The following is a 24,130-nucleotide window of genomic DNA, read 5'->3' as shown; positions in this document are numbered from 1 at the left end:
GGGCCCCCTTCGAATTCCGTGCTGCTCAGCTCACGGTGACGGCCGGCTCCCCCGACCCGACGCCGTCCTGCTCCATCTGCTCGGCGATCTTCATCGCCTCTTCGATCAGCGTCTCGACGATCTTGGACTCGGGGACGGTCTTGATGACCTCGCCCTTGACGAAGATCTGTCCCTTGCCGTTGCCGGAGGCCACTCCGAGATCGGCCTCCCGTGCCTCGCCGGGCCCGTTGACCACACACCCCATGACGGCGACCCGCAGCGGCACCTCCATGCCGTCGAGCCCGGCCGTGACCTCCTCGGCCAGCTTGTAGACGTCGACCTGGGCGCGCCCGCAGGACGGGCACGACACGATCTCCAGCCTGCGCTCCTTGAGCCCGAGGGACTGGAGGATCTGGATGCCGACCTTGACCTCCTCGGCGGGCGGCGCGGACAGCGACACCCGGATCGTGTCGCCGATGCCCCGCGACAGCAGCGCCCCGAACGCCACCGCCGACTTGATCGTGCCCTGGAAGGCCGGACCCGCCTCCGTGACACCCAGGTGCAGCGGGTAGTCGCACTGTTCGGCCAACTGGCCGTACGCCTCGATCATCACGACCGGGTCGTTGTGCTTGACAGAGATCTTGATGTCCCGGAAGCCGTGCTCCTCGAACAGGGAGGCCTCCCACAGGGATGGCCGCGAACACGTACTTCGGCTGGAAGTGGATGTCGGCGATGACCGGGATCTGCGACTTGCGGGCGATGGTCGCGAGGGCGTCGGCGTCGTCCTGCGTGGGGCAGGCGACCCGGACGATCTGGCAGCCGGACGCGGTGAGCTCCGCGATCTGCTGCAGGGTGGCGCCGACGTCCGACGTGCGGGTCGTCGTCATCGACTGCACCGACACCGGGGCCCCGCCCCCCACCGCCACCGGACCGACCTGGATCCGGCGCGACGCGCGCCGCTCGGCGATCGGCCGGAGCGGCACCTCGGGGACGCCCAGCTCAATGGCGGTCATGGCCTCACTCCCGGTTCCCGGAGACCGTCTCACGCAGGGCGCGCAGGGACTCCTTCAGCGATCCCATGGTGGCCAGGACGGCGGTGGGCTCGTAGCCGCAGTGCGCCATGCAGTTGGCGCAGCGCGGGTCCTTGCCGCGGCCGTACTTGTCCCAGTCGGTGTCCTCGACCAGCTCGCGGTACGTCGGCACGTACCCGTCGCTCATCAGGTAGCAGGGGCGCTGCCAGCCGAAGAGCGAGTAGTTCGGGATCGCCCACGCGGTGCACGGGAAGTCGACCTTGCCCTCCAGGAAGTCCAGGAAGAGCGGGGAGTGGTTGAGCCGCCAGCGCCGCCGGTTGCCGCCCGAGAAGGCCTTCTTGAACAGCTCGCGGGTCTGCTCCACACCGAGGAAGTGCTCTTGGTCGGGGGCCTTCTCGTAGGCGTAGGCGGGCGAGATCATCATCTCGTCGACCTTCAGGTCGTCGTTGAGGAAGTTCAGCACCTCGATGATGGTCTGCGGGGTGTCGGTGTTGAAGAAGGTCGAGTTGGTGGTGACCCGGAAGCCGCGCCGCTTGGCCTCCTTGATCGCCTCCACGGCCTCGTCGAACACGCCCTCCTTGGCGACCGACTCGTCGTGCCGCTCGCGCAGCCCGTCGATGTGCACCGCGAAGGCGAAGTAGGGCGACGGCGTGAACGTGTCCATCTTCTTGCGCAGCAGCATGGCGTTGGTGCAGAGGAATACGTACTTCCGCTTGGCCACCAGCTGACGCACGATCTCGTCGATCTGCGGGTGCATCAGCGGCTCGCCACCGGCGATGGACACCATCGGGGCACCGGACTCCATGACCGCCCCCACGGCCTGGGCGACGGGCATCCGCTGTTTCAGCACCCCGGCCGGATGCTGGATCTTGCCGCACCCCTCGCACTTGAGGTTGCAGGCGAACAGCGGCTCCAGCTCCACGATCAGCGGGAACTTGTCCCGTCGGCGCAGCTTCTGTTCAGCCAAGTATGTAGCGACCTTGATGGACTGTCGGAGCGGCATGGCCATCTGGCTCACCTCCTGGGGAGCAGCAAGGAACGGTGCCATTCGAAGAAAGCGGGAAGGACGGAACGAAGGACACGGAAAGCTGATATTCCACCGCGCATCGTGCCGATCCGGACGAGTTCATGTTCAGGAGCGTCCACGACCACCCGGACAGCCGCAACCGGGCGCTCGCCCTCACGCACGGCGCTCAGGAGCGTGACGGCGGACTCCATGTCGACCGCGATCGCGCCGGTCGCGCGCAGGGCGGTCCGTTCCGGGCCGCGCACGACGTGGTCGGAGCCGGTGAGCGGCCCGCTGTGCACCGTCCGGCCGGGCAGGGCGCGGGCCAGCTCCTTCACGAGCAGCCCGGTCCCGACGCAGGGCGTCGTGCCGCGTGCGTCACGGGTCTCCTCGGCGACGACCAGATCACCGGGGTGCATGCCCGGCGCGAGTCCCGCGCAGAAGCCGGTGGCGAGGACGGCGGCGTCGCGCAGGGCCGGGTCGGCCAGCACGCGGGTGACGGCCCGCTCGGCGGCGGCCGGCCCCATGCCCGTCCGCAGCACCGTGACCGGCCCGTCGGCCCCGCCCCGGCCGCCCGCGCGCAGGGCGAGCTGCTCGATGCCGAGCGCGCAGGCGATCAGCAGCGGGACCCCGGCGGGCTGCGTGCTCATCAGCTCCCCTTGTGCCGGTCGGCGAAGGGCTCCCCGTGGACGTACCGGCCGAGTGCCGTGAGCGGGAACACCTGCCGGTAGAGGTGGTAGTTGATCGAGAAGTCCCACGGGAAGCCCGTCCCCGTGAAGTACGGCTCGTCCCAGGAGCCGTCCTCCCGCTGGGTGGCGGCGAGCCACTCGACACCGCGTTCGACGGCCTTGGAGTCGCGCTCCCCCGCCGCGAGCAGGGCCATCAGGGCCCAGGCCGTCTGCGAGGCGGTCGAGGCACCCCGGCCGCTCCACTGCCGGGCGTCCTGGTAGGAGCGCAGGTCCTCGCCCCAGCCGCCGTCGTCGTTCTGGACCGACTCCAGCCAGGCGACGGCCCGGCGGATCGCCGGGTGCGCTGCGGGGAGACCGGCGGCGGTCAGGGCGGGGACGACGGAGCCGGTGCCGTAGACGTAGTTGACGCCCCAGCGCCCGAACCACGAGCCGTCCGGTTCCTGCTCGGTGAGCAGCCACTCGATGCCGCGCCGGGTGCGCGGGTCGTGGGCGAGGCCCTCGACGGCGAGCATCTCCACGACGTGCGCGGTGACGTCCGCGGAGGGCGGGTCGATGACCTCGCCGAAGTCGCAGAACGGCAGCCGGTTGGGGAAGGGGCTGGTGTTGTCGACGTCGAAGGCCGCCCACGCGCCGTTCTTCGACTGCATGCCGAGCGTCCAGCGCATGCCGCGGACGATGGCCCTGTCGAGGCGCTCCGGGTCGTGGTGGGCGATCCGGCGCAGCGCGAGGATCACCTCGGCGGTGTCGTCGATGTCGGGGTAGTTGTCGTTGTGGAACTCGAACGCCCAGCCTCCGGGCGGCAGTCCGGGCCGCTGCACGGACCAGTCGCCGGGCCGGACGATCTCCTCGCCCAGCATCCAGTCGGCCGCCTTCACCAACTGCGGGTGATCGGGGGGCAGTCCGGCGTCGACGAGGGCGATCGCGGCCAGGCAGGTGTCCCACACGGGTGACTGGCAGGCCTCGATCATCCGGGCCCCGTCCTCGCGCCATACGGCGAACCGGTCCAGGGACGCCAGCCCCTCGCGCATCACGGGGTGTTCGAGGTCGTAGCCGAGCAGGTGCAGGGCGATGATCGAGTACACGGCCGGGGGCTGGATGCCGCCCCAGCAGCCGTCGTTCTCCTGCCGCTCGATGATCCAGCGGGCGGCACTGTTCATGGCGGCTCTGCGCAGCCTGCGCGGGGCGGCCTTCCGCAGGGCGTGCAGGCCCTTGTCCATCCGCTGGAACGCCCCGTCCCAACTGAACGGCGGGGCCAGCGGTTTGGGCGGGTTGGGCCGGCCGGGGTCGGTGTGCAGCTCGTCGAGCGCGAAGGGCGCGGGGCGTACCGGCCGCTTCGCGGAGACGATCGTCAGCGGGACGATGGTCTGCCGCGCCCAGCAGCCGAAGTCGTAGATGTTGAGCGGCACCCACTTGGGGAAGAAGACGAGCTCCGGCGGGAGTTCGGGCAGGTCCTCCCACTTCCACCAGCCGAACAGGGCCAGCCAGATCCGGGTGAAGACCCGCGCGGCGGCGATGCCGCCCTGCGCTCGGATCCAGGCGGAGGCCTTCGCCATGTGCGGGGCGTCGGGCGCGTCACCGGCGAGGCGGAGGGCGACGTACGCCTCGATGGTGGCGGACAGTTCGCCTGGTCCGCCGTAGAAGGTGGCCCAGGTGCCGTCCTCGCGCTGTTCGCCGCGGATGAAAAGGGCGGCGGCCTGCGTGGTCTTCTCGTCGCGGATGCCGAGGAACTGACGGAGCAGCAGGTCCTCGGCGTCCATCGTGACGTTGGTCTCGAGGTCGCCCTTCCACCAGCCCTGGGCGTCCTGGAGGGAGAGCAGGAAGTCGGTGGCGCGCCGGGCGGCGCGGGCGGCGGCTTCCGGTACCCCGGCCGCCCCGGGGGTGTGCGTGTCGGTTTCGCTGGCCGCGGCGGCGCGGGGTGGCAGGGCCCCGGTGCTTCCGTCGGTCGTCGCTGTCATGGCTTCCCCTTCGTGCAGTCCTGCATGGCGTGCATCTGCTGTGGGTCCGCCGTCGGCCGGTGCTCCGTGATGACTCACGGCACCGGCCGGCGACTACGCGAGGGCTATTCGGCCGATAGTGATCATCTCTTTCGTACGACGACGAAGTCCGCGAGGGCCGTGAACTGTGCCCGCACCCGGTTGGGCATGTCGACGGCGTCGAGGGCCTCGATGGCGATGGTGTGCTGACGGCGTGCCTCGTCGGCGGTCCACGCGCGGCCGCCGGCCTCCTCGATCAGGGCGGCGCGGGCCGCGAACTCCTCCTCGGAGAAGTTCTCGAAGTCGTGCGCCTTGGCGTCGGCGGCGAGGATCTCACCGAGCCGCTCGGAAGCGGAGCCGCCCGCCGCGAGGGCGGCCACGACCGGCAGGGACTTCTTGCGCTGGCGCAGGTCGCTCCAGGTCTGCTTGCCGGTGGAGACCGGGTCGCCCCAGATGCCGAGGAGGTCGTCGACGGCCTGGAAGGCGAGGCCGAGGTGGTAGCCGTACTTCTCCAGGGTGTCGGCGGTGTGGTCGTCGGCGCCGCCGAGCACCGCGCCGATGGAGCTGGCGCAGGCGAGCAGGGCGCCGGTCTTGTTGCCCTCCATCTCCAGGCACTCCTCAACGCTGACGCGGTCGCGGTGCTCGTAGGAGATGTCCTGGGCCTGGCCGTCGATCAGGGCGCGGCTGGCCGTGGTCAGACGGCGGGTGGCGCGGCCGGCCTCGACGGTGCCCAGTTCGAGGAGGACCTCGTTGGCGAGGGCGAACAGGGCGTCGCCGACCAGGATGGCCTGGGCGGGGCCGTGCACCTTCCAGACCGTGTCGCGGTGGCGGCGCTGCTCGTCGCCGTCCATCAGGTCGTCGTGGAGGAGGGAGAAGTTGTGGACCAGTTCCACGGCGACGGCGCCGGGGATACCGGTCTCGGGGGCGGCGGACATGACCTCGGCGGACAGCACCGCGAGGGCGGGACGCACGGCCTTGCCGCCGTCGCCCTCGGCGGGCCTGCCCTGGGCGTCGATCCAGCCGAAGTGGTAGGCGGCAACAGTGTCCATGGGAGGCGCCAGGCGGTCGACGGCCGCCCGCAGTACCGGAGTGGCCAGGGTCCGGCCGCGCTCCAGCAGCGCGGTCACGTCCACCGCCTCGGCAGTCTTCGAGGCCGGGGGCACAGTGGGCACAGTCTCTCCTCTTGTTGCGGTACCGGGGGTGCGGGGGCCGCCTGCCGCACCGGCCTGAGCCGGCATCATGCCGCCTCCTCGAACTCGAAGAGGGCTTGCGGACGGGGCCGGCCCAGGGCGCCCAGCACGGCGTCCGCCGCGCTCACACCACTGCGGACCGCACTCTCCATGGTCGCGGGCCACCCGGTGGCGGTCCACGCTCCGGCCAGGTAGAGGCCGGATGCCTTGGTGCGGGCGCCGGGCCTGAGGCGCCCGACGCCGGGGGCGGGAGCGAACGTCGCGGTGCGCTCCCGGGTGACGAAGAAGTCCCTCACTTCGGCGCCGCGGGCCGGCGGCAGCAGCCGCTCCAGCTCGGGCAGGTACCGCTCGCGCAGCACCGCGACGGGCGTGTCGATCTCGTCCTGCGCCGCCGACTGGGACACCGCGAGGTACTGCCCCTCGCGCAGCCCGGACGCCTCGGTCCGGTCGAAGACCCACTGCACGGGGCTGCCGAGGGCGGTGAAGAACGGCCGGCCGAGGACCTTCCGGTCGTACACCACATGGAGGTTGAGGATGGGCGCGGTACCGATCTCCAGGAGCCGTTCGGGCGCGTCCAGGGCACCCGCCGGCAGCAGGTCGTGCGCCTCGCGCTGCGGCACGGCGAGGACGACGGCGTCGGCCCGGAGCGTCTCGCCGGGGACCTCGACGGTCCACTGCCCGTCCTCGTCCGGGGAGACGGAGGTGACGCGGGTGCGGAGTTCGGTGCGCACGCCCGCGGAGTCGAGCGCCTTGCGGGCCAGCCGGTCGTGCAGGTCGCCCAGCGGGACGCGCGCCCAGCCGATGTCGGCCGCGCCGGGGTCGGACAGCAGGCCCGTCTTGAAGACCATCGCGGCGAGCGCCAGGGAGGCGTCGCCCGCGACCGCGTTGAGGGTGGCGACCCCGACCAGGTCCCACAGGGCCTCGACGGCGCGCGCCGACTGGCCGTGCGCGGCCAGCCAGCTGCCGAAGTCCTGGGTGTCCAGCGCAGGGTCGGCGAGGTCGAGTCCCTGGAGCGCGAGCGCGGCCCGGCCCACCCTGGCCCGGTCGGCGAGCGACAGGTGCGGATAGGTGGCGAGGCTGCGCCCCAGGTGCAGCGGCACGGGCAGGGCGTCGCGCCGGAGTCTGCCCAGCCGGCGTCCCTCGGGCCGGGCGAGGTCCAGGACGAGGACGTCGAGCCGGTCCTGGAGCGGGGCGAGCGCCGCGCCCTCGATGCGGTCGAGGAACCAGCGGTAGGCGGTGCAGCAGCGCAGGTACACGTGCTGGCCGTTGTCGACGGTGAGATCGCCGCGCCGGAACGAGAAGGCCAGGCCGCCCAGTCTCGGCCTGCCCTCCAGCAGGGTGACGCGCATCCCGGCGTCGGCGAGCGCGAGCGCGGTGGTGACACCGGCGAGCCCGCCGCCGACCACGACGGCGTGCCGCGCCTGTGCCGCCGGTCCCGCGGACCGTGTGCCGTGGGTCATCGCGCACCCTCCCCCATGGCCGGAGCGTGCTGCTCGAACGGTGCCCGGCCGGCCGTCTCCGTCAGGGACGCGGCCGCGGGCCGGAGGGTTGCCCGCCGGTTGTCCCCGACGGCTCGGCCGAGGGGTGCGTCGCATCCGCGCCCGGCCGCCCGGGCCTCACCGCCGACGGCGGCCTGCGTGCCGTTCACACACGCCTCCTGACGGTCCGCCGGGTCACGTGCCGGGCGTCCAGGCCGGACAGGCCGCGCACGGCGACGTAGGCCTTCTCCCGGCCGGGCAGGGAGACCCGGCCGCGCAGCACGGCCTGCGGGTCGCGTTCGATGCGGTCGAGGAGGCGGCGGTAGATGCCGGCCATTGCGGCGACGCAGGCGCCGCTGCGCCGGTCGAGCATGGGGAGCAGCCGGTAGCCCTCGGCGAACAAGGCGCGGGCCCGTCGCACTTCGAAGTGCACGAGGCCCGCGAAGTCGGAGCCCTCCGGTGGCCGCGGCCCGCTGAAGCCGGCCGAGCAGCCGAACTTGGCGAGGTCGTCGGCGGGCAGATACGTGCGCCCGCCCTCGGCGTCCTCGCGGACGTCTCTGAGGATGTTGGTGAGCTGGAGCGCGAGCCCGAGCGTGTCGGCATACTCCGGCGCCCGGTCCACCCCGCGCGCCCCCGGTTCGGTGCCGAAGACGCCGAGGGAGAGCCGCCCGATCGCACCCGCCACGCAGCGGCAGTAGACCTTCAGGTCGTCCCAGGTCTCGTACGTCTCGCCGCGGACGTCCATCAGGACGCCGTCGATGAGTTCGTCCAGGCCGCCCAGCGGGATCGGGAAGGCCCCGGCGGCGTGCGCGAGGGCGACGGCGACCGGGTCGGTGTCGTCCTCGGCGACCTCGTCCTCGCGGATCCGGGTGAGCAGCTCCCGGGTCTTCTCCAGCCTGGCCACCTTGACGTCGTCGGCGAGCGCGCCGTCACCGATGTCGTCGACCCGCCGCGAGAACGCGTACAGCGCCGACATCGCCCGGCGCTGGGGCGTCGGCAGCAGCCGGATGCCGTAGGCGAAGTTACGGGCCTGGCGCCCGGTGACAGCCTCGCAGTAGCTGTAGGCGGCGAGTACCGGTGGGGACGCGTGTGGTTCCGACTCCACGGTCCGGATCACCCCTCTCCTCGCAGAGTCACGCCCACCTCACGCAGCAACCGGACCTTGCCGGGTCTGGGCGGGCCGGGAAGTACGTCGTATTCGGCGGCGGCGATCGCGTGCACGGCCGCTCTTCCCCCCGCCACGAACCCCGCGAGCAGCAGTTTCAGCCTGCCGTGGACGCTACCCACCAGGGGGGCGCCTTCATTCAGGAGATCCCGGGCCCTTTGCGCTTCGTACGCAATCAGCGCACGGACCGGCGCTCCGGCGGATTCCGTGGCGAGATCCGCCTCCTGGACGTGGAAGCGTTTCATGTCGGCCGCGGGCAGATAGACGCGGTCGCGGGCCAGGTCCTCGGCGACGTCCTGGAGGTGCTCGACGATCTGCAGGGCCGTGCAGATCATGTCGGAGCGGCGGATCCGCTCGGGTGTCGAGGTGCCGGTGACGGCGAGGACGAGACGGCCGACGGGGTTGGCGGACAGCTCGCAGTAGGCGAGCAGGTCGTCGTAGGTCTCGTAGCGGGCGACGAGCTGGTCCTGGCGGTTGGCGGCGATCAGACCGAGGAACGGCTCGGGGGTCAGCGAGCAGCGGCGCACGGTCGGCTGGAGGCGGCGCAGCAGGGGGTGGCGCGGGGTCGCGTCGAAGACCCGGCGCAGGTCGGCCTCGAAGGCGTCCAGCAGGACCAGCCGGTCCTCGGCCGCCTCGGGGGAGACGCCGAGCAGGCGGGCGTCGGCGCCGCCGGGGGCCAGGTCGCCGTCGCCGATGTCGTCGACCAGACGGGCGAAGCCGTAGACGGCCATGAGGTCGGTGCGCCAGGCCCGGGGCAGGAAGAAGGGGGCCACCGGGAAGTTCTCGCCGGCGGCCTTGTCGAGCGTGCCGCGCTCCGGATCGAGGGGGCGCGCCGTGCCGGTTCCCGTCACCGCCGGCTGCCCGGCGCGGGGACGGCACGTGCTGCGTGGAGCTGGGGAGTTTCCGAAGCCATCGCCGTCACATCTCCCGTTCTACACTGCCGACCCAATACGCACTATTTCGGACACGCCGCCCAGCCGTCCGCACGGTGGTCCGACGGGCGGTGTCGCGCATTATTGCCCTGATTGCCGTGTTTCGGGACCGGTACAGCTTACGTTGTACAACGCGACACGGTTCGTCAGGGTGTACCGCACATCACGAGAACACACCGATTGGCCCCAAGATTCCGAAGATGGGCCGGAGTTGACGTTTCCTTTGCAGACGCGGGGCCCCGCCGGAGCAGTTCCGTCGGGGCCCTGGCCGAAACGGGCTACTTGCCCGTGAACTTCTCGTACTCCTTGAGCACCTCGTCGGTGGGGCCGTCCATGCGCAGCTCGCCGCGCTCCAGCCACAGTATGCGGTTGCAGGTGTCGCGGATGGACTTGTTGTTGTGACTGACCAGAAACACCGTGCCCGCTTCCTTGCGCAGCTCCCGGATGCGGTCCTCGGAGCGCTTCTGGAACTTCCGGTCGCCGGTGGCCAGGGCCTCGTCGATCATCAGGACGTCGTGGTCCTTGGCCGCCGCGATGGAGAAGCGGAGCCGGGCCGCCATGCCCGATGAGTAGGTGCGCATGGGCAGGGTGATGAAGTCGCCCTTCTCGTTGATGCCGGAGAAGTCGACGATGTCCTGGTAGCGCTCCTTGATCTCCTCACGGGACATGCCCATGGCGAGCCCGCCCAATATGACGTTCCGCTCGCCGGTGAGGTCGTTCATCAGGGCCGCGTTGACACCGAGCAGCGAGGGCTGGCCGTCGGTGTAGACCTTGCCCTGCTCGGCGGGCAGCAGACCGGCGATGGCCCGCAGCAGGGTCGACTTGCCGGAGCCGTTGGAGCCGATCAGGCCGATGGCCTCGCCGCGGTACGCCACGAAGGAGACGCCGCGCACGGCGTGCACCTTGCGCACGCCCCGCTCCTCGCCCCGCTTGATGATGCGGCTGAGGGCGGCGGTGGCGCTGCCCTTGCCGGTCTTGGCGCCGTTGACGCGGTAGACGATGTGCAGGTCGTCCGCGATGACGGTGGGGATGCGCGCGTCCTGCTGCTGCTCAGCCACGGCCGTACCTCTCCTCCGCCTTCCAGAAGTACACGAAGCCGCCCAGGGCGAAGAGCACGGCCCAGGCGCCCGCGGCCGCCCACACGTGGTCGGGGAGGAACTTGCCGCTGTAGTCGTCGATGAGGGCGAAGCGCATCAGGTCCATGTAGATCGCGGCCGGGTTCCACTGCAGGACGTTTGCGATCCAGGCCGGCTTGTCCGCCAGGAAGATCGGGATGGAGAACATCACGCCGGAGGCGTACATCCAGGTCCGCATCACGAACGGCATCAGCTGCGCGAGGTCCGGGGTCTTGGCGCCCGCCCGGGCCATGATCAGCGCGAGGCCCGTGTTGAAGCAGAACTGAAGGACCAGCACCGGCACGATCAGCAGCCAGGACAGGTCCGGGTAGTGGCCGAAGCCGATCGTGACGGCGAACAGCACGATCATCGAGAACAGCAGCTGCTGGAGCTGCTGGAGCGCGAAGGAGACCGGCAGCGAGGCCCGCGGGAAGTGCAGGGCCCGGACCAGGCCGAGGTTGCCGGAGATCGCGCGTACGCCCGCCATGACGGAGCTCTGCGTGAAGGTGAACACGAACACGCCCGTGACCAGGAACGGGATGTACACCTCACGGGACATGCCCCGGTCGGCCTCCAGCAGCAGGCCGAAGATGAAGAAGTACACGGCCGCGTTCAGCAGCGGTGTGGCCACCTGCCACAGCTGGCCGAGCTTGGCCTGGCTGTACTGGGCGGTCAGCTTCGCGCGGGAGAAGGCGAGGATGAAGTGCCGCCGGTCCCACAGCTGACGGACGTACTCGATGAGGGACGGCCGGGCGCCGCTCACGGTCAGCCCGTGCCTGGCGGCGAGTTCTTTCGCCGTGAGGCCCTCGTCGGGCGCCGCGGGCGCGCTCACCGCGACCGTGGCGTCGTGCGTTGTCTCACTCACTAGTGGAAACTTTCGTCTTCGAGATGCTCGGCCTGTGCCGGGGTCTGGCATGAGCCGGGGCCAGGGTACGGCCCGGGGGCTCCCGGGTATCGCCGGTACGAGCTTGTCAGATGACGGGGGGCCGGCCCAGCCGGGTCAGCCGCCACACCGTACGCCACTTCATGGGCCGGCGGGGCCCGCACGAGGTGGTCCAGCCTTCGCGGAACCCGCCGAACCAGGCCCGCAGCGCGCTGCGGGAGGGACGGCGCAGCAGGGTGAGCAGCAGCCACACGCCGAGGTAGACCGGGACGAGCGGCGCGGGGAGGTTGCGGCGGGCCAGCCAGACGCGGTTGCGGGCGACCATGCGGTGGTAGACCGCGTGCCGCGAGGGAGCGGTCGTCGGGTGGTACAGCACCATGTCGGACCGGTAGTCGATCATCCAGCCCGCGTCGAGGGCCCGCCAGGCCAGGTCGGTTTCCTCGTGGGCGTAGAAGAACGCGTCCGGGAGGCCGCCGACGTCGGCGAACACCCGGGTGCGGACGGCGTTGGCGCCGCCGAGGAACGTGGTCACGCGCGAGGAGCGCATCGGGTCGGAGGCGCGCAGCCGGGGCACGTGCCGGCGCTGGGTGACGCCGGTCTCGGGGTCGGCTATGCGGAAACTCACGATGCCGAGCTTCGGGTCGGCCTCGAACGCCTTCCGGCACAGCTCGGCCGTGTCGTGGCCCGCGAGCAGTCCGTCGTCGTCCAGGAAGAGCAGGATGTCGACGTCCCGGCCGGCCGGGCCGAAGGCCTCGATGCCGACGTTGCGGCCGCCGGGGATGCCCAGGTTCTCGGGCAGTTCGATGGTGCGGACGCCCTCGGGGACGTCCGGCACGGGCGAGCCGTTGCCGACGACGACCACCTCGACCCGGTCGCCGTCCTGCTTGGCGACGGAGTCGAGCAGGGCGCGCAGCTCCTCGGGCCGGTTGCCCATGGTGATGATGACGGCGCCGACCTTCATGCCGCTCACTTCAGCCTGCTGGAGGCGAGGATGGACACCAGGTGCAGCAGGGTCTGGACCAGCGCGATGCCGGCCATGACCGCCACTCCGAGCCGCGAGAAGAAGAGGTCCCCTCGGGCCTGGTCGACGATCGCCAGCACGAGGATGACCAGGGACGCCTCGATGCCGAGGATGAGGCGGTGGAACTTCAGGGCGCCGGCGGCCTTGCGGGCCAGCGCCATGCCGGAGGAGCGCATCTCGGATGCGGCCTCCTTGACGGGGGGCTTGCCGGCCTGGTGCCGGGCGACGCCGACGAGGTCGGTCTCCGCCTTGATCAGGATGGCGCCGAGGGCGGCCAGGGTGCCGAGGAAGGCCCACAGCCAGTCGATGCGGCCGCTGCCCCACAGGTCGGCGGCGCGCAGGCCGAAGCCGGTGAGCACCGCGGCGTCGGTGAGGTAGGCGCCGACCCGGTCCAGGTAGACGCCGTTGAGGGAGTACTGCTTCTTCCAGCGCGCGATCTCGCCGTCGACGCAGTCCAGCAGCAGGTACATCTGGACGCACACCACGCCGAGGACGGCGCCCGCGATCCCCGGCACGAGCAGTGCCGGGGCCGCGAGCACACCGAATACGGTCATCAGGTAGGTGAGCTGGTTGGGCGTGACCCTGGTGTTGACCAGGTAACGGTCGACCCGCAGGGACACCTCGCGCATGTAGAGGCGTCCCATCCAGTGCTCACCGCTGCGCCGGTCCTTCACCCCCGCGGGGTGAACGACGGGGCGGAGTTCAGCTACCGATGGCCTTGACATAGTCGGCGTATGTGTCCTTGATCTGTTCGGTGTTCAGGTCGAGGTGTTCGAGGATGGTGTAGCGGCCGGGACGGGTCTCCGGGGCGAACTCGACGGCCTTGACGAACTCGTCCGTCGTGAAGCCGATCTCGTCGGGCAGCACGGGCAGGCCGTGCCGGCGCAGGACCTCGGCCATGTAGGCCGACTCGTCGTGCGCGCCGCGCAGCCACATCGCGAAGGCCGCGCCGAGACCGCACTGCTCGCCGTGGGAAGCGGCGCGCTTGGGGAACAGCAGGTCGAAGGCGTGGTTGATCTCGTGGCACGACCCCGAGGCCGGCCGCGAGTCGCCGGAGATCGACATCGCGATGCCGGTGAGGACGAGCGCCTCGGCGAGCACCTGGAGGAAGTCGTTGTCGCCGACCCCGCCCGGGTGCCGGAGCACCGCCTCGCCCGCCTGACGGGCCATGGCGGCGGCGAGCCCGTCGATCTTCTCGTCCTTGACGCGGTTGGCCAGTTCCCAGTCGGCGATCGCGTTGATGTTGGAGATCGCGTCACCGATGCCCGCGCGCACGTACCGCACCGGGGCCTCGCGGATGACGTCCAGGTCGATGACGACCGCGATGGGGTTCGGCACACCGTAGGAGCCGCGGCCCGCGTCGTTGTCGAGGGTGGCGACCGGCGAGCACAGGCCGTCGTGCGCGAGGTTCGTGGGCACGGCGACCAGGGGCAGGCCGACGCGTGCCGCGGCGAACTTGGCGCAGTCGATGATCTTGCCGCCGCCCAGGCCGACGACCGCGTCGAAGTGGCCGGCCTTTATGTCGCTCGCCAGCCGGACCGCGTCGTCGAGGGTGCCGCCGCCGACCTCGTACCAGGTGGCGCCGGGCATGCTCGGCGCGATGCGCTCGCGCAGCCTGGCGCCGGAGCCGCCGCTGACGGCGACGGCGAGGCGGCCGGAGTGCGAGATGCGCTCGTCGGCCAGGACGCACGCCAGGTCGTCGAGGGCACCCGGGCGGATGTCGACGACGAGCGGCGAGGGGATCAGCCGGGTCAGTACTGGCATGCGATCTCCCGTCCCCGGGCGAGATCGTCGTGGTTGTCGATCTCCACCCACTTGACGTCACCGATCGGCGCCACGTCGATGCGGAAGCCGCGGTTGACCAGCTCCTGGTAACCGTGCTCGTAGAACTGCTGCGGGTCGGTCTCCCACACGGCCTTGAGCGCGTCGGCCAGTTCGGGGGCGGCGTCGCCCTCGATCAGGGTGACGCCGATGTACTCGCCGGTGGCCTCGGCGGGGTCCATCAGCTTGGTGATCTTCGTCATGCCCTTCTCGGGGTCGACGACGACCTTCATCTCCTCTTCGGCCAGGTCCTTGACCGTGTCCAGGGCGAGGATGATCTTCTTGCCGTCGCCGCGGGCGGCGAGCAGCGTCTTCTCGACGGAGACCGGGTGGACGGTGTCGCCGTTGGCGAGGATCACCCCGTCCTTGAGGGCGTCACGCCCGCACCACAGGGAGTAGGCGTTGTTCCACTCCTCGGCCTTGTCGTTGTCGATGAGCGTGAGCTTGAGGCCGTACTTGGCCTCCAGCGCCTCCTTGCGCGCGTACACGGCTTCCTTGCGGTAGCCGACGATGACCGCGACCTCGGTGAGACCGATCTCGGCGAAGTTGCCAAGGGTCAGGTCGAGCACCGTGGGTTCGCCTTCTATGCCCGCGGGGCCCACCGGCACCAGCGCCTTGGGGAGGCTGTCGGTGTAGGGGCGCAGACGCCGTCCGGCGCCGGCCGCGAGCACGAGGCCGATCATGCGGTTTCTCCTTCATCGTGTACGGCGGGTGCGCCGCCCTTGTGGGCGCCGACCCAGAAGCGGATGCTCTCGACGAGCACCACCAGGGCCACGGCCACGGCCAGTGCCGTGAGCGCGGTCGTGAACTGCGAGGCGGTGAGCAGCGCGGCGAGGACGGTGACGAGCAGCGTCCGCCCTTCGTGCCCTCCGAGGGAGCGCACCAGCCAGGCGGGAGGCGCTCCGGCGTCGCCGCGGATGCGGTAGACCGTGTCGTAGTGATGGTAGGCGACCGCGGCGACCAGCCCGAAGGCCGCGGGAAGGGCTCCGTCCACGTCGGCCTTGACTGCCAGGACGAGGACGGTGCCGTACTCGGCGGCGCGGAAGATCGGGGGGACCAGCCAGTCGAGGGGGCCCTTGAGCGGCTGCATGAGTACGCATCCAGCGAACACCACGTAGAACGGGGCGGTGATGACCGCTCCCCCGGCTCCGTGGAGAACCGTGTTCACCAGCAGGAGCGCGGCACCGATCGCGGCAACGAGGACCGGCGTGTACGGGAGGATCTTGCCCCGGGGGCTGCGGAGCCTGGAGACCAGCTCCGCGACGGGACCGGAGTCCGTCAGGTCCGCCAGCGCCTTCGCTGCGCGGTCCGTGCGCTGTGCCTTCCGCGTCAGCGACCGCAGCACCCGCCCCGCCGTGGTGTACGTCGCGGCGAAGGCGCAGCCGATGAGCAGGACGTAGAAGGTGATCCGCGGGGTCGTCGCGGCCGTGAGCACGGCGATCATCGCCCAGCGCTCGCCGATGGGCAGGACGATCATCCGCCGCACCCAGACCGTCCAGCCGACGCTGTCGAGCTTGTCGGAGAGGGCGGCGGTGGGGCTGGTGTTGGCGGTCGCGTCGTGGTTGGCCTCGTTGAAGGAGAAGTCCACGACATGCCGGCAGGTCTGCAGGACCATGGCGCCGAGGGCGAGGGCCCACACGTCGTCGCCGCCCCGGGCCGCTCCGAGCGCGAGGCCGGCGTAGTAGGCGTACTCCTTGGCCCGGTCGAAGGTGGCGTCCAGCCAGGCGCCGAGCGTGGAGTACTGCAGGGAGTAGCGGGCGAGCTGGCCGTCGGTGCAGTCCAGCACGAAGGACGCGATCAGCAGGACGCCGGCCGCGACGAAGCCGCCGCGGGTGCCGGTGGCCGCGCAGGCCGCCGCTATGAGGGCGGTGAGCAGGGAGGCGGTCGTGACCTGGTTGGGGGTCAGGCCGCGGCGGGCGCACCAGCGGGCGATGTAGCGGGAGTAGGGACTGATGCAGTAGGTGGTGAAGAAGCCGTCGCGGGCCTTCACGGCCGACTTCAGGCGTACGGCCTCGTCGTCGACGTCCGTCACCGCCTGCCGGGCCTCGTTGCGGGCCTGCGGGTCGGCCGGGACGGCGGCGACGAGACTGCCCAGCTCGGGGCGGTGCACGGCGGTGCCGTCGGCGTCCAGGGCGGTGAGGATGCGGTCGGCGAGGCTGCTGCCGACCAGCGTGGTGCCGCCGCCCGCGGAGTTCTCGCGGGCCATGGCCCGGGTCAGGGCCTGGCGGCCGGCGGGCTGGGCGGTGACGGCGCCGGGGATCGCGGCGAGCGGGAAGCGGGGGTCGGTGAGGCCGAGGCGCAGCGCGTGCACGTGCCCCACGAAGCGGGCGTCGACCAGGGCGACCCGTTCGTCGCCCGGCACCTCGGCGAGGAGGGTCTCGGCCTCGGCGGCGTCGGTCGCGATCCGGAGGTCGAACCCGAGGGACCGCAGGTCGGCCTCGATCGACGATCCGGGGACCGGCTGGCCGGTGAGGATGGCGGTCGACAACCGAATTCACTCCCTGGGTACCGACGCGTCCACGCCGGTGATGTACATGGTGGGGGCGCCCTCTCCGGTGGGTCCCGGGCGGCATGTCGGCAGAGGCTATCGGATGCCGGGACGGCCACGTTCACCGCCCGTTCGGCGGCTGGATCGACGTGGTTCGCACAAGCCTGTGCCGCGATCATCATCGTGGATCCGGGGCCCGCCTCACAAACCGCGCGGCCTAAGCGGACATCGGGGACATTGCGGGGGCAGCCGCCGTAGCCGCATAGGGTGGGCGACCATGACGTGGCTGATCACCGGCGGTGCCGGCTATATCGGAGCACATGTGGCCAGGGCCATGGCCGAGGCCGGGGAGCGCGTCCTCGCGCTGGACGACCTCTCGGCCGGGGTGCCCGCACGGCTCCCCGCCGAGGTCCCGCTCGTGCGGGGCTCCTCGCTGGACGGGGAGCTGCTGAAGCGGGTCTTCGCCGAGCACGGTGTGACGGGTGTGGTGCATCTCGCGGCGCGCAAGCAGGTCGCCGAGTCGGTGGCCCAGCCGACGCGCTACTACCGGGAGAACGTCGGCGGCCTCGCGACCCTGCTGGACGCGGTGGCCGGGGCGGGAATCGAGCGGTTCGTGTTCTCGTCGTCGGCGGCGGTGTACGGCGATCCGGGTGTGGACCTCATCACGGAGGACACGCCCTGCGCACCGGTGAACCCCTACGGCGAGACCAAGCTCGCCGGGGAGTGGCTGGTGCGGGCGGCGGGGCGGGCGCACGGGATCTCCACCGTATGTCTGCGCTATTTCAACGTGGCGGGCGCCGCCGCGCCGGAACTGGCGGACACGGGCGTGTTCAACATCGTCCCGATGGTCTTCGACCGGCTGACCCGGGACGAGGCGCCCAGGATCTTCGGCGACGACTACCCGACCCCGGACGGCACGTGCATCCGTGACTACATCCACGTCGCCGACCTGGCCGAGGCCCACCTGGCGGCGGCCCGGCGGCTGGCCGCCGGCGGCGGCGCGGGTGACCTGACGGTCAACATCGGCCGGGGCGAGGGCGTCTCGGTCCGCGAACTCGTCACGGTCATCGGCGAGGTCACCGGCGACCGCCGGCCGCCGCTCGTCGAGGGCCGCCGCCCCGGCGACGCCCCCCGGGCGGTGGCCTCGGCCTCCCGGGCCGCCGAGGAGCTCGGCTGGACGGCCCGGCGCTCGGTACGCGAGATGACCGAGTCGGCCTGGCGGGGCTGGCTGCTGCACCACGGCTCCTGATCCGCTGAGGGTGCCCTGACCTGCACATCGTTTCCGCAGGTCAGGGCACATGACAACGGTGTTCAGTGCCGCGTTGCGCATACCCCCTCCCCGTAGTTCACTGGGCCCCCCGAGCACGATCAGGCGAACACAGGGAGCTGACTTCTCATGGGGGCTGGGCACGATCACGGGCACGCGCACGGCGCGGCGGCCGGCGGTACGGCGACCTCGGCGTACCGCGGCAGGCTGCGCATGGCGCTGGCGATCACGCTCGGCATCGTCGTGGTGCAGATCGTCGGCGGCGCCCTCGCCGACTCGCTCGCGCTCGTCGCGGACTCCGCGCACATGGCGACGGACGCCCTGGGCCTCGGCATGGCCCTGCTCGCGATCCACTTCGCGAACCGGCCGCCCAGCGACCGGGCCACCTTCGGCTACGCCCGCGCCGAGATCCTCGCCGCCCTGGCCAACTGCCTGCTACTGCTCGGGGCCGGCGGGTACGTCGTGTACGAGTCGGTCCAGCGCTTCATCACCCCCGCGGAGACCGAGGGCCGGCTGGCCCTGCTGTTCGGTGCGATCGGTCTGGTCGCGAACCTGGTGTCGCTGGCGCTGCTGATGCGCGGCCAGAAGGAGAGTCTGAACGTGCGCGGCGCGTTCCTGGAGGTCGCGGCCGACGCCCTCGGTTCGGTGACGGTGATCGTCTCGTCCGTGGTGATCATGCTCACGGGCTGGCAGGCGGCCGACCCGATCGCCTCGCTCGTCATCGCGCTGATGATCGCGCCCCGGACGTGGAAGCTGCTGCGCGAGACGCTCTCCGTGCTGCTGGAGACGGCCCCCAAGGGCGTCGACATGGCGGAGGTGCGCTCGCACATACTCGCCACGGACGGTGTGGAGGACGTCCACGACCTGCACGCCTGGACGATCACCTCGGGCATGCCGGTGCTGTCGGCGCACGTGGTCGTCAGCCCGGAGGCCCTGAACGCGATCGGCCACGAGAAGATGCTGCACGAGCTCCAGGGGTGCCTCGGTGACCACTTCGACGTGGAGCACTGCACCTTCCAGCTGGAGCCGAGCGGGCACGCCGAACACGAGGCACGGCTCTGCCACTGACCGCGGTGACGCACGAGGCATGTGAGGCAGGCGGGGCGCACTCCGCCGCGAGTGCGCCTGGGAACGCAACCTTCCGCCGTGCGCCCGCGTCCTGAGCCCCACAGCTCCGGCATGGACGATTTTCCGCCTGCGTGGCCGGGCACGATCTTCTACCGGGTCCCTTTCCCGGTCTCGGACCGGTGCCGGCCGCGGTCCGCGCCTTCGCGCGGGACATGCGGGCGTGCCGCGAAGTGCCGGGAGTGCCGGATTCGTACGGCAGACTTGGGGCGCGAAGACCGATGTGAAGGATGGGTATGCCGATCACACCTGCCACCGCGACGCACAGCCCGTCGAACGGCACCGCAGACGCGATTTTGCTGGAACTGGTCGACGAGGACGGCGTGACGATCGGCACCGCGGAGAAGCTCGCCGCCCACCAGCCGCCCGGCCGGCTGCACCGCGCGTTCTCGGTGTTCCTCTTCGACGAGTACGGCCGGCTGCTGCTCCAGCAGCGCGCGCTGGGCAAGTACCACTCCCCCGGTGTGTGGTCCAACACCTGCTGCGGCCACCCCTACCCCGGTGAGGCGCCCTTCGCGGCGGCTGCGCGGCGCACCTTCGAGGAGCTCGGCGCCTCCCCGTCCCTGCTGGCCGAGGCGGGCACGGTCCGCTACAACCACCCGGACCCGGAGTCCGGTCTGGTGGAGCAGGAGTACAACCACCTCTTCGTCGGCATGGTGCAGGCCGTGGTGCGGCCGGACGCCGAGGAGGTGGCGTCGACGGTGTTCGTGACCCCGCCGGAGCTGGCGGAACGGCACGCCAAGGACACCTTCTCGTCCTGGTTCATGACCGTCCTGGACGCGGCCCGGCCGGCGATCAGGGAGCTGACGGGCCCGTCGGCCGGCTGGTGACCCTGGCCCCCGCGGAACGGGGGCTCAGGCGAAGCGCGTGGGTTTGAGCGGCAGGGCGGCCCAGATCACCTTGCCGCCGCTCGCGGTGTACTCGACCTCGCACACGCCGCCCGCCTCCCGGGTGACCTCGCGCACCAGGAGCAGTCCGCGCCCCCCGGTCCGGCCGTGGTCGGTCTCCAGGGCCGTGGGCCGGTACGGGTGGTTGTCCTCCACGGACACCCGCAGCCACTCGGCGCCGACGGCCAGCTCGACGGCGATCGTCGGTGACAGCACCGCAGCGTGTTTCACGGCGTTGGTCACCAGCTCCGAGACGATCAGCAGCAGTCCCTGGGCCAGGTCGTCCGAGACCGGTACGCCCTGACGCAGCAGCAGGTCCCGCACGGCGTGCCTCGCCTGGGGGACCGAGGCCTCGACCGCCGGTGCGGTGAACCGCCAGACCCCTTCGTACGGCAGCGGATCCGCGGGCCCGGGACCGAGGGGCGCCGCGCCGCCCTCTGGGCGCGGACCGAACCCACGCCCGTCGTCGTCCATCGTCCGGTCGCCACCCTCGCGCTCGATTGTCGCCACACCCCGAGTGTTGGTAACGATGCGCCTCGGACCCCGGGACTGAACAGAAGTCAGCAACTATCGAGCACTTCTGACCGTTGGCGTATGACACGGTCAGTTGTGGGACTGGTCCTGTCCCTGTTGTGCCGTCTCGGCGAACTATTCGGGTTGTACGGGTTTGGCCTCCGGATAGCATCCGGCGCATGGAGCCGCAGCTGGAGCACCGCGTGACCGACTCGGTCGCGACGGTCGTCATACGCCATCCCGAGAAGCGCAACGCCATGACGGCCGCGATGTGGCGCTCCCTTCCCGTCCTGCTGGAGGAGCTCGCCGGGGATCCGGGCGTACGGGCGCTGGTGCTGACCGGCGAGGGCGGCACGTTCTGCGCCGGGGCCGACATCTCGACGCTGCGGGGCTCGCCGGAGGAGGCGCAGGGGCTGGCCGTGCGGGCCGAGGAGGCGCTGGCCGCGTTCCCGAAGCCGACACTGGCCGCGATCCGGGGTCACTGCGTGGGGGGCGGGTCGCAGCTGGCGGCGGCCTGTGATCTGCGGTTCGCCGAGGAGGGGGCGCTGTTCGGGGTGACGCCCGCGAAGCTCGGCATCGTCTACCCGGCCTCCTCGACCCGGCGGCTGGTGTCCCTGGTGGGGCCGGCCACCGCCAAGTACCTGCTGTTCTCCGGTGAGCTGATCGCGGCGGAGCGTGCGCTGCGCAGCGGGCTCGTCGACGAGGTGCTGCCCGAGGGTGAACTCGGCAAGCGGGTCGCCGAGTTCACCCGGGCCCTGGTGTCGCGTTCACAGCTCACACAGGCGGCGGCCAAGGAGTTCGCGGACGGGCGTACGGACCGGGACGCGCACTGGGCCGGGCAGGCGCGCGCGAGCGGCGACACCGCCGAGGGCGTCGCCGCGTTCCTGGAGCGCAGGCAGCCGCGGTTCGGCTGGAGTGTGCCTACGTCAGGGTGAGATCGAGGTGCGACCGGAGCAGTTCGACGATGTGCGCGGGGGCCTTCTCGGGCGATCCGGCGTCGTAGGGCGGCTGCGGGTCGTACTCGGTGGCGAGCTGGACGATCTGGGCGTGGTCGTCGCCGGCGATCCGGCCGAGGAGCATCAGGCCCATGTCGATGCCGGAGGAGACGCCTGCGGCGGTGACGTACTTGCCGTCGGTGACGACCCGCTCGCCCGTCGGCTCGGCGCCGTGGCGCTCCAGCTCCTCCAGGGCCAGCCAGTGGGACGTCGCCCGGCGGCCCTTGAGGAGTCCGGCGGCGGCGAGCAGCAGGGAGCCGGTGCACACGGACGTCGTCCAGGTGCTCGTCGCGTCGGCCGTGCGCAGCCAGGTGAGCAGGGGTCCGTCGGCCGCCAGCGGGAGGGGGCCCGGGCCGCCGGGGACCACGATGATGTCGGGGTGGGGTACGTCGGCCAGGGCCCGGTCGGCGGTGAGCGCGAGGTTTCCGGAGTCGTTCCGTACGGGGCCGGCCTGCTCGGCGACGAAGACGGTCTCCGCTCCGGGCACCCGGCCGAGGGTCTCGTAGGGTCCGACGGCGTCGAGGGCGGTGAAGCGGTCGTAGAGGACGATGGCGATCTGCATGGGGTCCCTTCGGTCGGCTGAGTCGATGCGTTCAGGCTGTGGTGGCGGGGCGGAAGCGGCGGCGGTACTCGGCCGGGGGCGTCCCCAGGGTCCTGACGAAGGCCCGGCGCATGGCCTCGGGCGTGCCGTAGCCGCTGGTGCGGGCGATCTCCTCGACGCCGTGGGCGGTGTCCTCCAGGAGGCGCCTGGCGTGTTCCAGGCGGACCCGGTCCACGTAACGGCCCGGGGTCATGCCGGTCTCGGCGCGGAAGGCGCGGGCGAAGTGGCGGGGCGAGAGGCGGGCGCGGGCGGCTAGGGTGTCGACGCAGAGGTCCGCGTCCGGGTGGTCGGTGATCCACCGCTGGACGTCCCGCAGGGGCTCGCGCTGTGCGGTCTGGGCGGCCAGCTGGGCGCTGAACTGGGCTTGGTTGCCGGGCCTGCGCAAGAAGACCACCAGGTGACGGGCGATGGTGAGGGCGGCGTCCCGGCCGAGGTCCTCCTCGACCAGGGCGAGCGCGAGGTCGATGCCGGCGGTGACACCGGCCGAGGTGGCGATGTGCCCGTCGCGCACGAAGACGGGGTCGGGGTCGATCTCGACGGCCGGGTGCTCACGGGCGAGCCGGTCGCAGTAGGCCCAGTGGGTCGTGGCGCGACGGCCGTCCAGCAGGCCCGCGGCGGCCAGCACGGCCGCGCCGGTGCACACGGAGACCAGGCGGCCGGCGCGCGGGCCCCGTTCGCGCACCCAGGTCACCAGACGCGGGTCGGGCCGCAGGCTGCCCGTTCCGCCGGGGACGAGGAGGATGTCCGGGTCCGCCGCGGTGGTCAGGGACTCGTCGGGGACGAGGGTCAGGCCGCTGGTGGTCCGCACGGGCGTCCCGTCCAGGGATGCCGTGCGGATCCGGTACGCGCCCGGGGAGAGCAGCTCCGCCCCCGCGAAGACCTCCACGGGCCCGGTGACATCGAGACTCTGCAGGCCGTCGAAGAGGACGGCGAGAACCGTGCGCTGGACCATGCCGTCGATTCTTCGCGGAAGCCGAGGATGGCGGCAAGGACGAGTACCCCACCTTTCCTGCCAGGAGGAGCCGGGCCACGGAGCACATACCAAGCGGTTGGTAACCTGCCGGGCATGACGACTGCCGCCCTGGAGCCGCGCGCCGGCCGACGCTGCCACAACATGCTCAACTCCCTGCACGCGACCCACTACTTCTCGCCCGACCTCGGGCGGGAGCTGGGCGCCGTCGGGGTCACCGACCCGCGTGCCGTGAACTTCGCCGTGCGGGCCGCCGCCCTCGGACCGGTCGGGCCCGGGGCCGTCACGGCGGCCTTCTACAACTACAAGTACGAACTCGTGGCCCGGCACGTGCCGGCGGTGTGGGAGACGGCCGCCCCCGCGCAGGTCCTGGCGGCCCGCGCGCGTGCGGTCGACGCGACGCTGCGCCGGCTGCTCGGCGGGGAGGCCCTGGCATCGGCGGAGATGGCCGAGGCCGCGCGGCTCGCGCTGCGCGCCGCCGAGGCCTGCTCGCGCGAGGCGCGCCCGCTGTACGCCGCCCACGCCGATCTGCCGGTCCCCGAGGAGCCGCACCTCGCCTACTGGCACGCGGCGACCCTGCTGCGCGAGCACCGGGGCGACGGGCACCTGGCCGCCCTGATGTCCGCGGGGCTGGACGGGCTGGAGGCGCTGGTGACCCACACCGCGACGGGCAAGGGCATGAACCCCAAGTGGGTGTGCGCCACCCGGGGCTGGAGCCGGGAGGAGTGGGACGCGGCGGCGGAACGGCTGTGCGGACGGGGGCTGCTGGCGGCGTCCGGCGACCTCACCGAGCAGGGCGTCGCACTGCGGCGGGACATCGAGCAGGAGACGGACCGTCTGGACCGCGCCCCGTACGAGCACCTCGGTCCGCAGGGCGTGGCCCGGCTGACCGAGCTGGGCGGGGTGTTCGCGCACGCGGCGCTCGTGGCCGGGGCGTTCCCCGCGGACCTGATCGGAAAGGGTGACGCATAGTGACGCACCGATGAGGTACCCGCTCTCCA

At 71.8% G+C, this 24,130-nt stretch carries 23 protein-coding genes and 1 pseudogene; 5 read left to right on the top strand and 19 right to left on the bottom strand.

What is annotated here, in order from left to right; translation table 11 throughout:
• Nucleotides 1-25: 25 nt before the first annotated feature.
• The 16 genes and pseudogenes from OO68_RS42185 to OO68_RS09225 all read right to left on the bottom strand — a co-directional run bounded on the left by OO68_RS42185 (nucleotide 26) and on the right by OO68_RS09225 (nucleotide 16,771).
• A pseudogene (locus OO68_RS42185) lies at nucleotides 26-992 on the bottom strand (flavodoxin/ferredoxin-dependent (E)-4-hydroxy-3-methylbut-2-enyl-diphosphate synthase).
• A 4-nt stretch (nucleotides 993-996) separates the two neighbouring features.
• Nucleotides 997-2,019 (bottom strand): adenosyl-hopene transferase HpnH, encoded by a 1,023-nt coding sequence (gene hpnH, locus OO68_RS09295; protein ID WP_033307734.1) that lies wholly within the window; start codon nucleotides 2,017-2,019, stop codon nucleotides 997-999.
• 5 nt (nucleotides 2,020-2,024) lie between these two features.
• Nucleotides 2,025-2,666, bottom strand: a complete 642-nt coding sequence (locus OO68_RS09290) for a phosphorylase family protein (RefSeq protein ID WP_033307733.1) — start codon at nucleotides 2,664-2,666, stop codon at nucleotides 2,025-2,027.
• Nucleotides 2,666-4,660: a squalene--hopene cyclase gene (shc, locus tag OO68_RS09285; protein ID WP_033307732.1), complete on the bottom strand. Its 1,995-nt coding sequence runs from the start codon at nucleotides 4,658-4,660 to the stop codon at nucleotides 2,666-2,668. Before shc ends, OO68_RS09290 begins: the two co-directional genes overlap by 1 nt.
• 122 nt (nucleotides 4,661-4,782) lie before the next feature.
• Entirely contained in the window at nucleotides 4,783-5,916 is a 1,134-nt protein-coding gene (locus OO68_RS09280) for a polyprenyl synthetase family protein (RefSeq protein WP_106974297.1), read from the bottom strand.
• A complete protein-coding gene (gene hpnE / locus OO68_RS09275) occupies nucleotides 5,916-7,328 on the bottom strand; it encodes a hydroxysqualene dehydroxylase HpnE (protein ID WP_033307730.1) in 1,413 nt (470 codons plus the stop codon). Before hpnE ends, OO68_RS09280 begins: the two co-directional genes overlap by 1 nt.
• Nucleotides 7,325-7,516: a DUF6380 family protein gene (locus tag OO68_RS09270; protein WP_033307729.1), complete on the bottom strand. Its 192-nt coding sequence runs from the start codon at nucleotides 7,514-7,516 to the stop codon at nucleotides 7,325-7,327. The genes hpnE and OO68_RS09270 overlap by 4 nt, the downstream gene beginning before the upstream one ends.
• Entirely contained in the window at nucleotides 7,513-8,463 is a 951-nt protein-coding gene (gene hpnD / locus OO68_RS09265; protein WP_033307728.1) for a presqualene diphosphate synthase HpnD, read from the bottom strand. Before hpnD ends, OO68_RS09270 begins: the two co-directional genes overlap by 4 nt.
• Complete coding sequence (gene hpnC / locus OO68_RS09260; RefSeq protein ID WP_033307727.1) at nucleotides 8,460-9,362, bottom strand: squalene synthase HpnC; 903 nt, start codon at nucleotides 9,360-9,362, stop codon at nucleotides 8,460-8,462. Before hpnC ends, hpnD begins: the two co-directional genes overlap by 4 nt.
• Nucleotides 9,363-9,721: 359 nt before the next feature.
• A complete protein-coding gene (locus OO68_RS09255; protein ID WP_033307726.1) occupies nucleotides 9,722-10,501 on the bottom strand; it encodes an ABC transporter ATP-binding protein in 780 nt (259 codons plus the stop codon).
• Nucleotides 10,494-11,423, bottom strand: coding sequence for an ABC transporter permease (locus tag OO68_RS09250; protein WP_033307725.1), 930 nt, complete (start codon nucleotides 11,421-11,423; stop codon nucleotides 10,494-10,496). The genes OO68_RS09255 and OO68_RS09250 overlap by 8 nt, the downstream gene beginning before the upstream one ends.
• Nucleotides 11,424-11,529: 106 nt before the next feature.
• Complete coding sequence (locus OO68_RS09245) at nucleotides 11,530-12,402, bottom strand: glycosyltransferase family 2 protein (RefSeq protein WP_033307724.1); 873 nt, start codon at nucleotides 12,400-12,402, stop codon at nucleotides 11,530-11,532.
• A 5-nt stretch (nucleotides 12,403-12,407) separates the two neighbouring features.
• On the bottom strand, nucleotides 12,408-13,187 hold the full coding sequence (locus tag OO68_RS09240) for a CDP-alcohol phosphatidyltransferase family protein (protein WP_078625246.1): 780 nt from the start codon (nucleotides 13,185-13,187) through the stop codon (nucleotides 12,408-12,410).
• A complete protein-coding gene (locus OO68_RS09235; RefSeq protein WP_033307722.1) occupies nucleotides 13,165-14,226 on the bottom strand; it encodes an iron-containing alcohol dehydrogenase family protein in 1,062 nt (353 codons plus the stop codon). The genes OO68_RS09240 and OO68_RS09235 overlap by 23 nt, the downstream gene beginning before the upstream one ends.
• Nucleotides 14,214-14,966, bottom strand: coding sequence for a phosphocholine cytidylyltransferase family protein (locus OO68_RS09230; RefSeq protein ID WP_033307721.1), 753 nt, complete (start codon nucleotides 14,964-14,966; stop codon nucleotides 14,214-14,216). Before OO68_RS09230 ends, OO68_RS09235 begins: the two co-directional genes overlap by 13 nt.
• The gene (locus OO68_RS09225) at nucleotides 14,963-16,771 is read right to left on the bottom strand and encodes a DUF5941 domain-containing protein (protein ID WP_033307720.1); all 1,809 of its coding nucleotides are present in this window, start codon (nucleotides 16,769-16,771) and stop codon (nucleotides 14,963-14,965) included. The genes OO68_RS09230 and OO68_RS09225 overlap by 4 nt, the downstream gene beginning before the upstream one ends.
• 277 nt (nucleotides 16,772-17,048) lie before the next feature.
• Here OO68_RS09225 and galE point away from each other — a divergent pair, with 277 nt between their 5' ends.
• The 3 genes from galE (at nucleotide 17,049) to idi (ending at nucleotide 19,993) form a co-directional block, all read left to right on the top strand.
• The gene (gene galE, locus OO68_RS09220; RefSeq protein ID WP_033307719.1) at nucleotides 17,049-18,020 is read left to right on the top strand and encodes a UDP-glucose 4-epimerase GalE; all 972 of its coding nucleotides are present in this window, start codon (nucleotides 17,049-17,051) and stop codon (nucleotides 18,018-18,020) included.
• 147 nt (nucleotides 18,021-18,167) lie between these two features.
• A complete protein-coding gene (locus tag OO68_RS09215; RefSeq protein ID WP_033307718.1) occupies nucleotides 18,168-19,106 on the top strand; it encodes a cation diffusion facilitator family transporter in 939 nt (312 codons plus the stop codon).
• A 293-nt stretch (nucleotides 19,107-19,399) separates the two neighbouring features.
• A complete protein-coding gene (gene idi / locus OO68_RS09210) occupies nucleotides 19,400-19,993 on the top strand; it encodes an isopentenyl-diphosphate Delta-isomerase (RefSeq protein WP_033307717.1) in 594 nt (197 codons plus the stop codon).
• A gap of 24 nt (nucleotides 19,994-20,017) precedes the next feature.
• Here idi and OO68_RS09205 read toward each other — a convergent pair whose 3' ends face one another.
• The gene (locus tag OO68_RS09205; protein ID WP_033307716.1) at nucleotides 20,018-20,524 is read right to left on the bottom strand and encodes an ATP-binding protein; all 507 of its coding nucleotides are present in this window, start codon (nucleotides 20,522-20,524) and stop codon (nucleotides 20,018-20,020) included.
• A 218-nt stretch (nucleotides 20,525-20,742) separates the two neighbouring features.
• On the opposite strand from OO68_RS09205, the gene OO68_RS09200 reads away from it, so the two are divergent.
• A complete protein-coding gene (locus OO68_RS09200) occupies nucleotides 20,743-21,498 on the top strand; it encodes an enoyl-CoA hydratase/isomerase family protein (RefSeq protein ID WP_033307715.1) in 756 nt (251 codons plus the stop codon).
• Here the strand turns inward: OO68_RS09200 and OO68_RS09195 are convergent.
• Complete coding sequence (locus tag OO68_RS09195) at nucleotides 21,485-22,120, bottom strand: DJ-1/PfpI family protein (RefSeq protein WP_033307714.1); 636 nt, start codon at nucleotides 22,118-22,120, stop codon at nucleotides 21,485-21,487. The two genes, OO68_RS09200 and OO68_RS09195, sit on opposite strands and share 14 nt — an antisense overlap.
• Nucleotides 22,121-22,151: 31 nt before the next feature.
• Complete coding sequence (locus OO68_RS09190) at nucleotides 22,152-23,111, bottom strand: GlxA family transcriptional regulator (RefSeq protein ID WP_033307713.1); 960 nt, start codon at nucleotides 23,109-23,111, stop codon at nucleotides 22,152-22,154.
• A gap of 114 nt (nucleotides 23,112-23,225) precedes the next feature.
• Here OO68_RS09190 and OO68_RS09185 point away from each other — a divergent pair, with 114 nt between their 5' ends.
• Nucleotides 23,226-24,101, top strand: a complete 876-nt coding sequence (locus OO68_RS09185; RefSeq protein WP_033307712.1) for an SCO6745 family protein — start codon at nucleotides 23,226-23,228, stop codon at nucleotides 24,099-24,101.
• Nucleotides 24,102-24,130 lie beyond the last annotated feature (29 nt).

The organism is Streptomyces iakyrus (assembly GCF_000717055.1).
Taxonomy (GTDB): Bacteria; Actinomycetota; Actinomycetes; order Streptomycetales; family Streptomycetaceae; genus Streptomyces; species Streptomyces iakyrus.
Note: the sequence above shows the minus strand (reverse complement) of the source record. Positions and strands in the feature narration are given on the sequence as shown.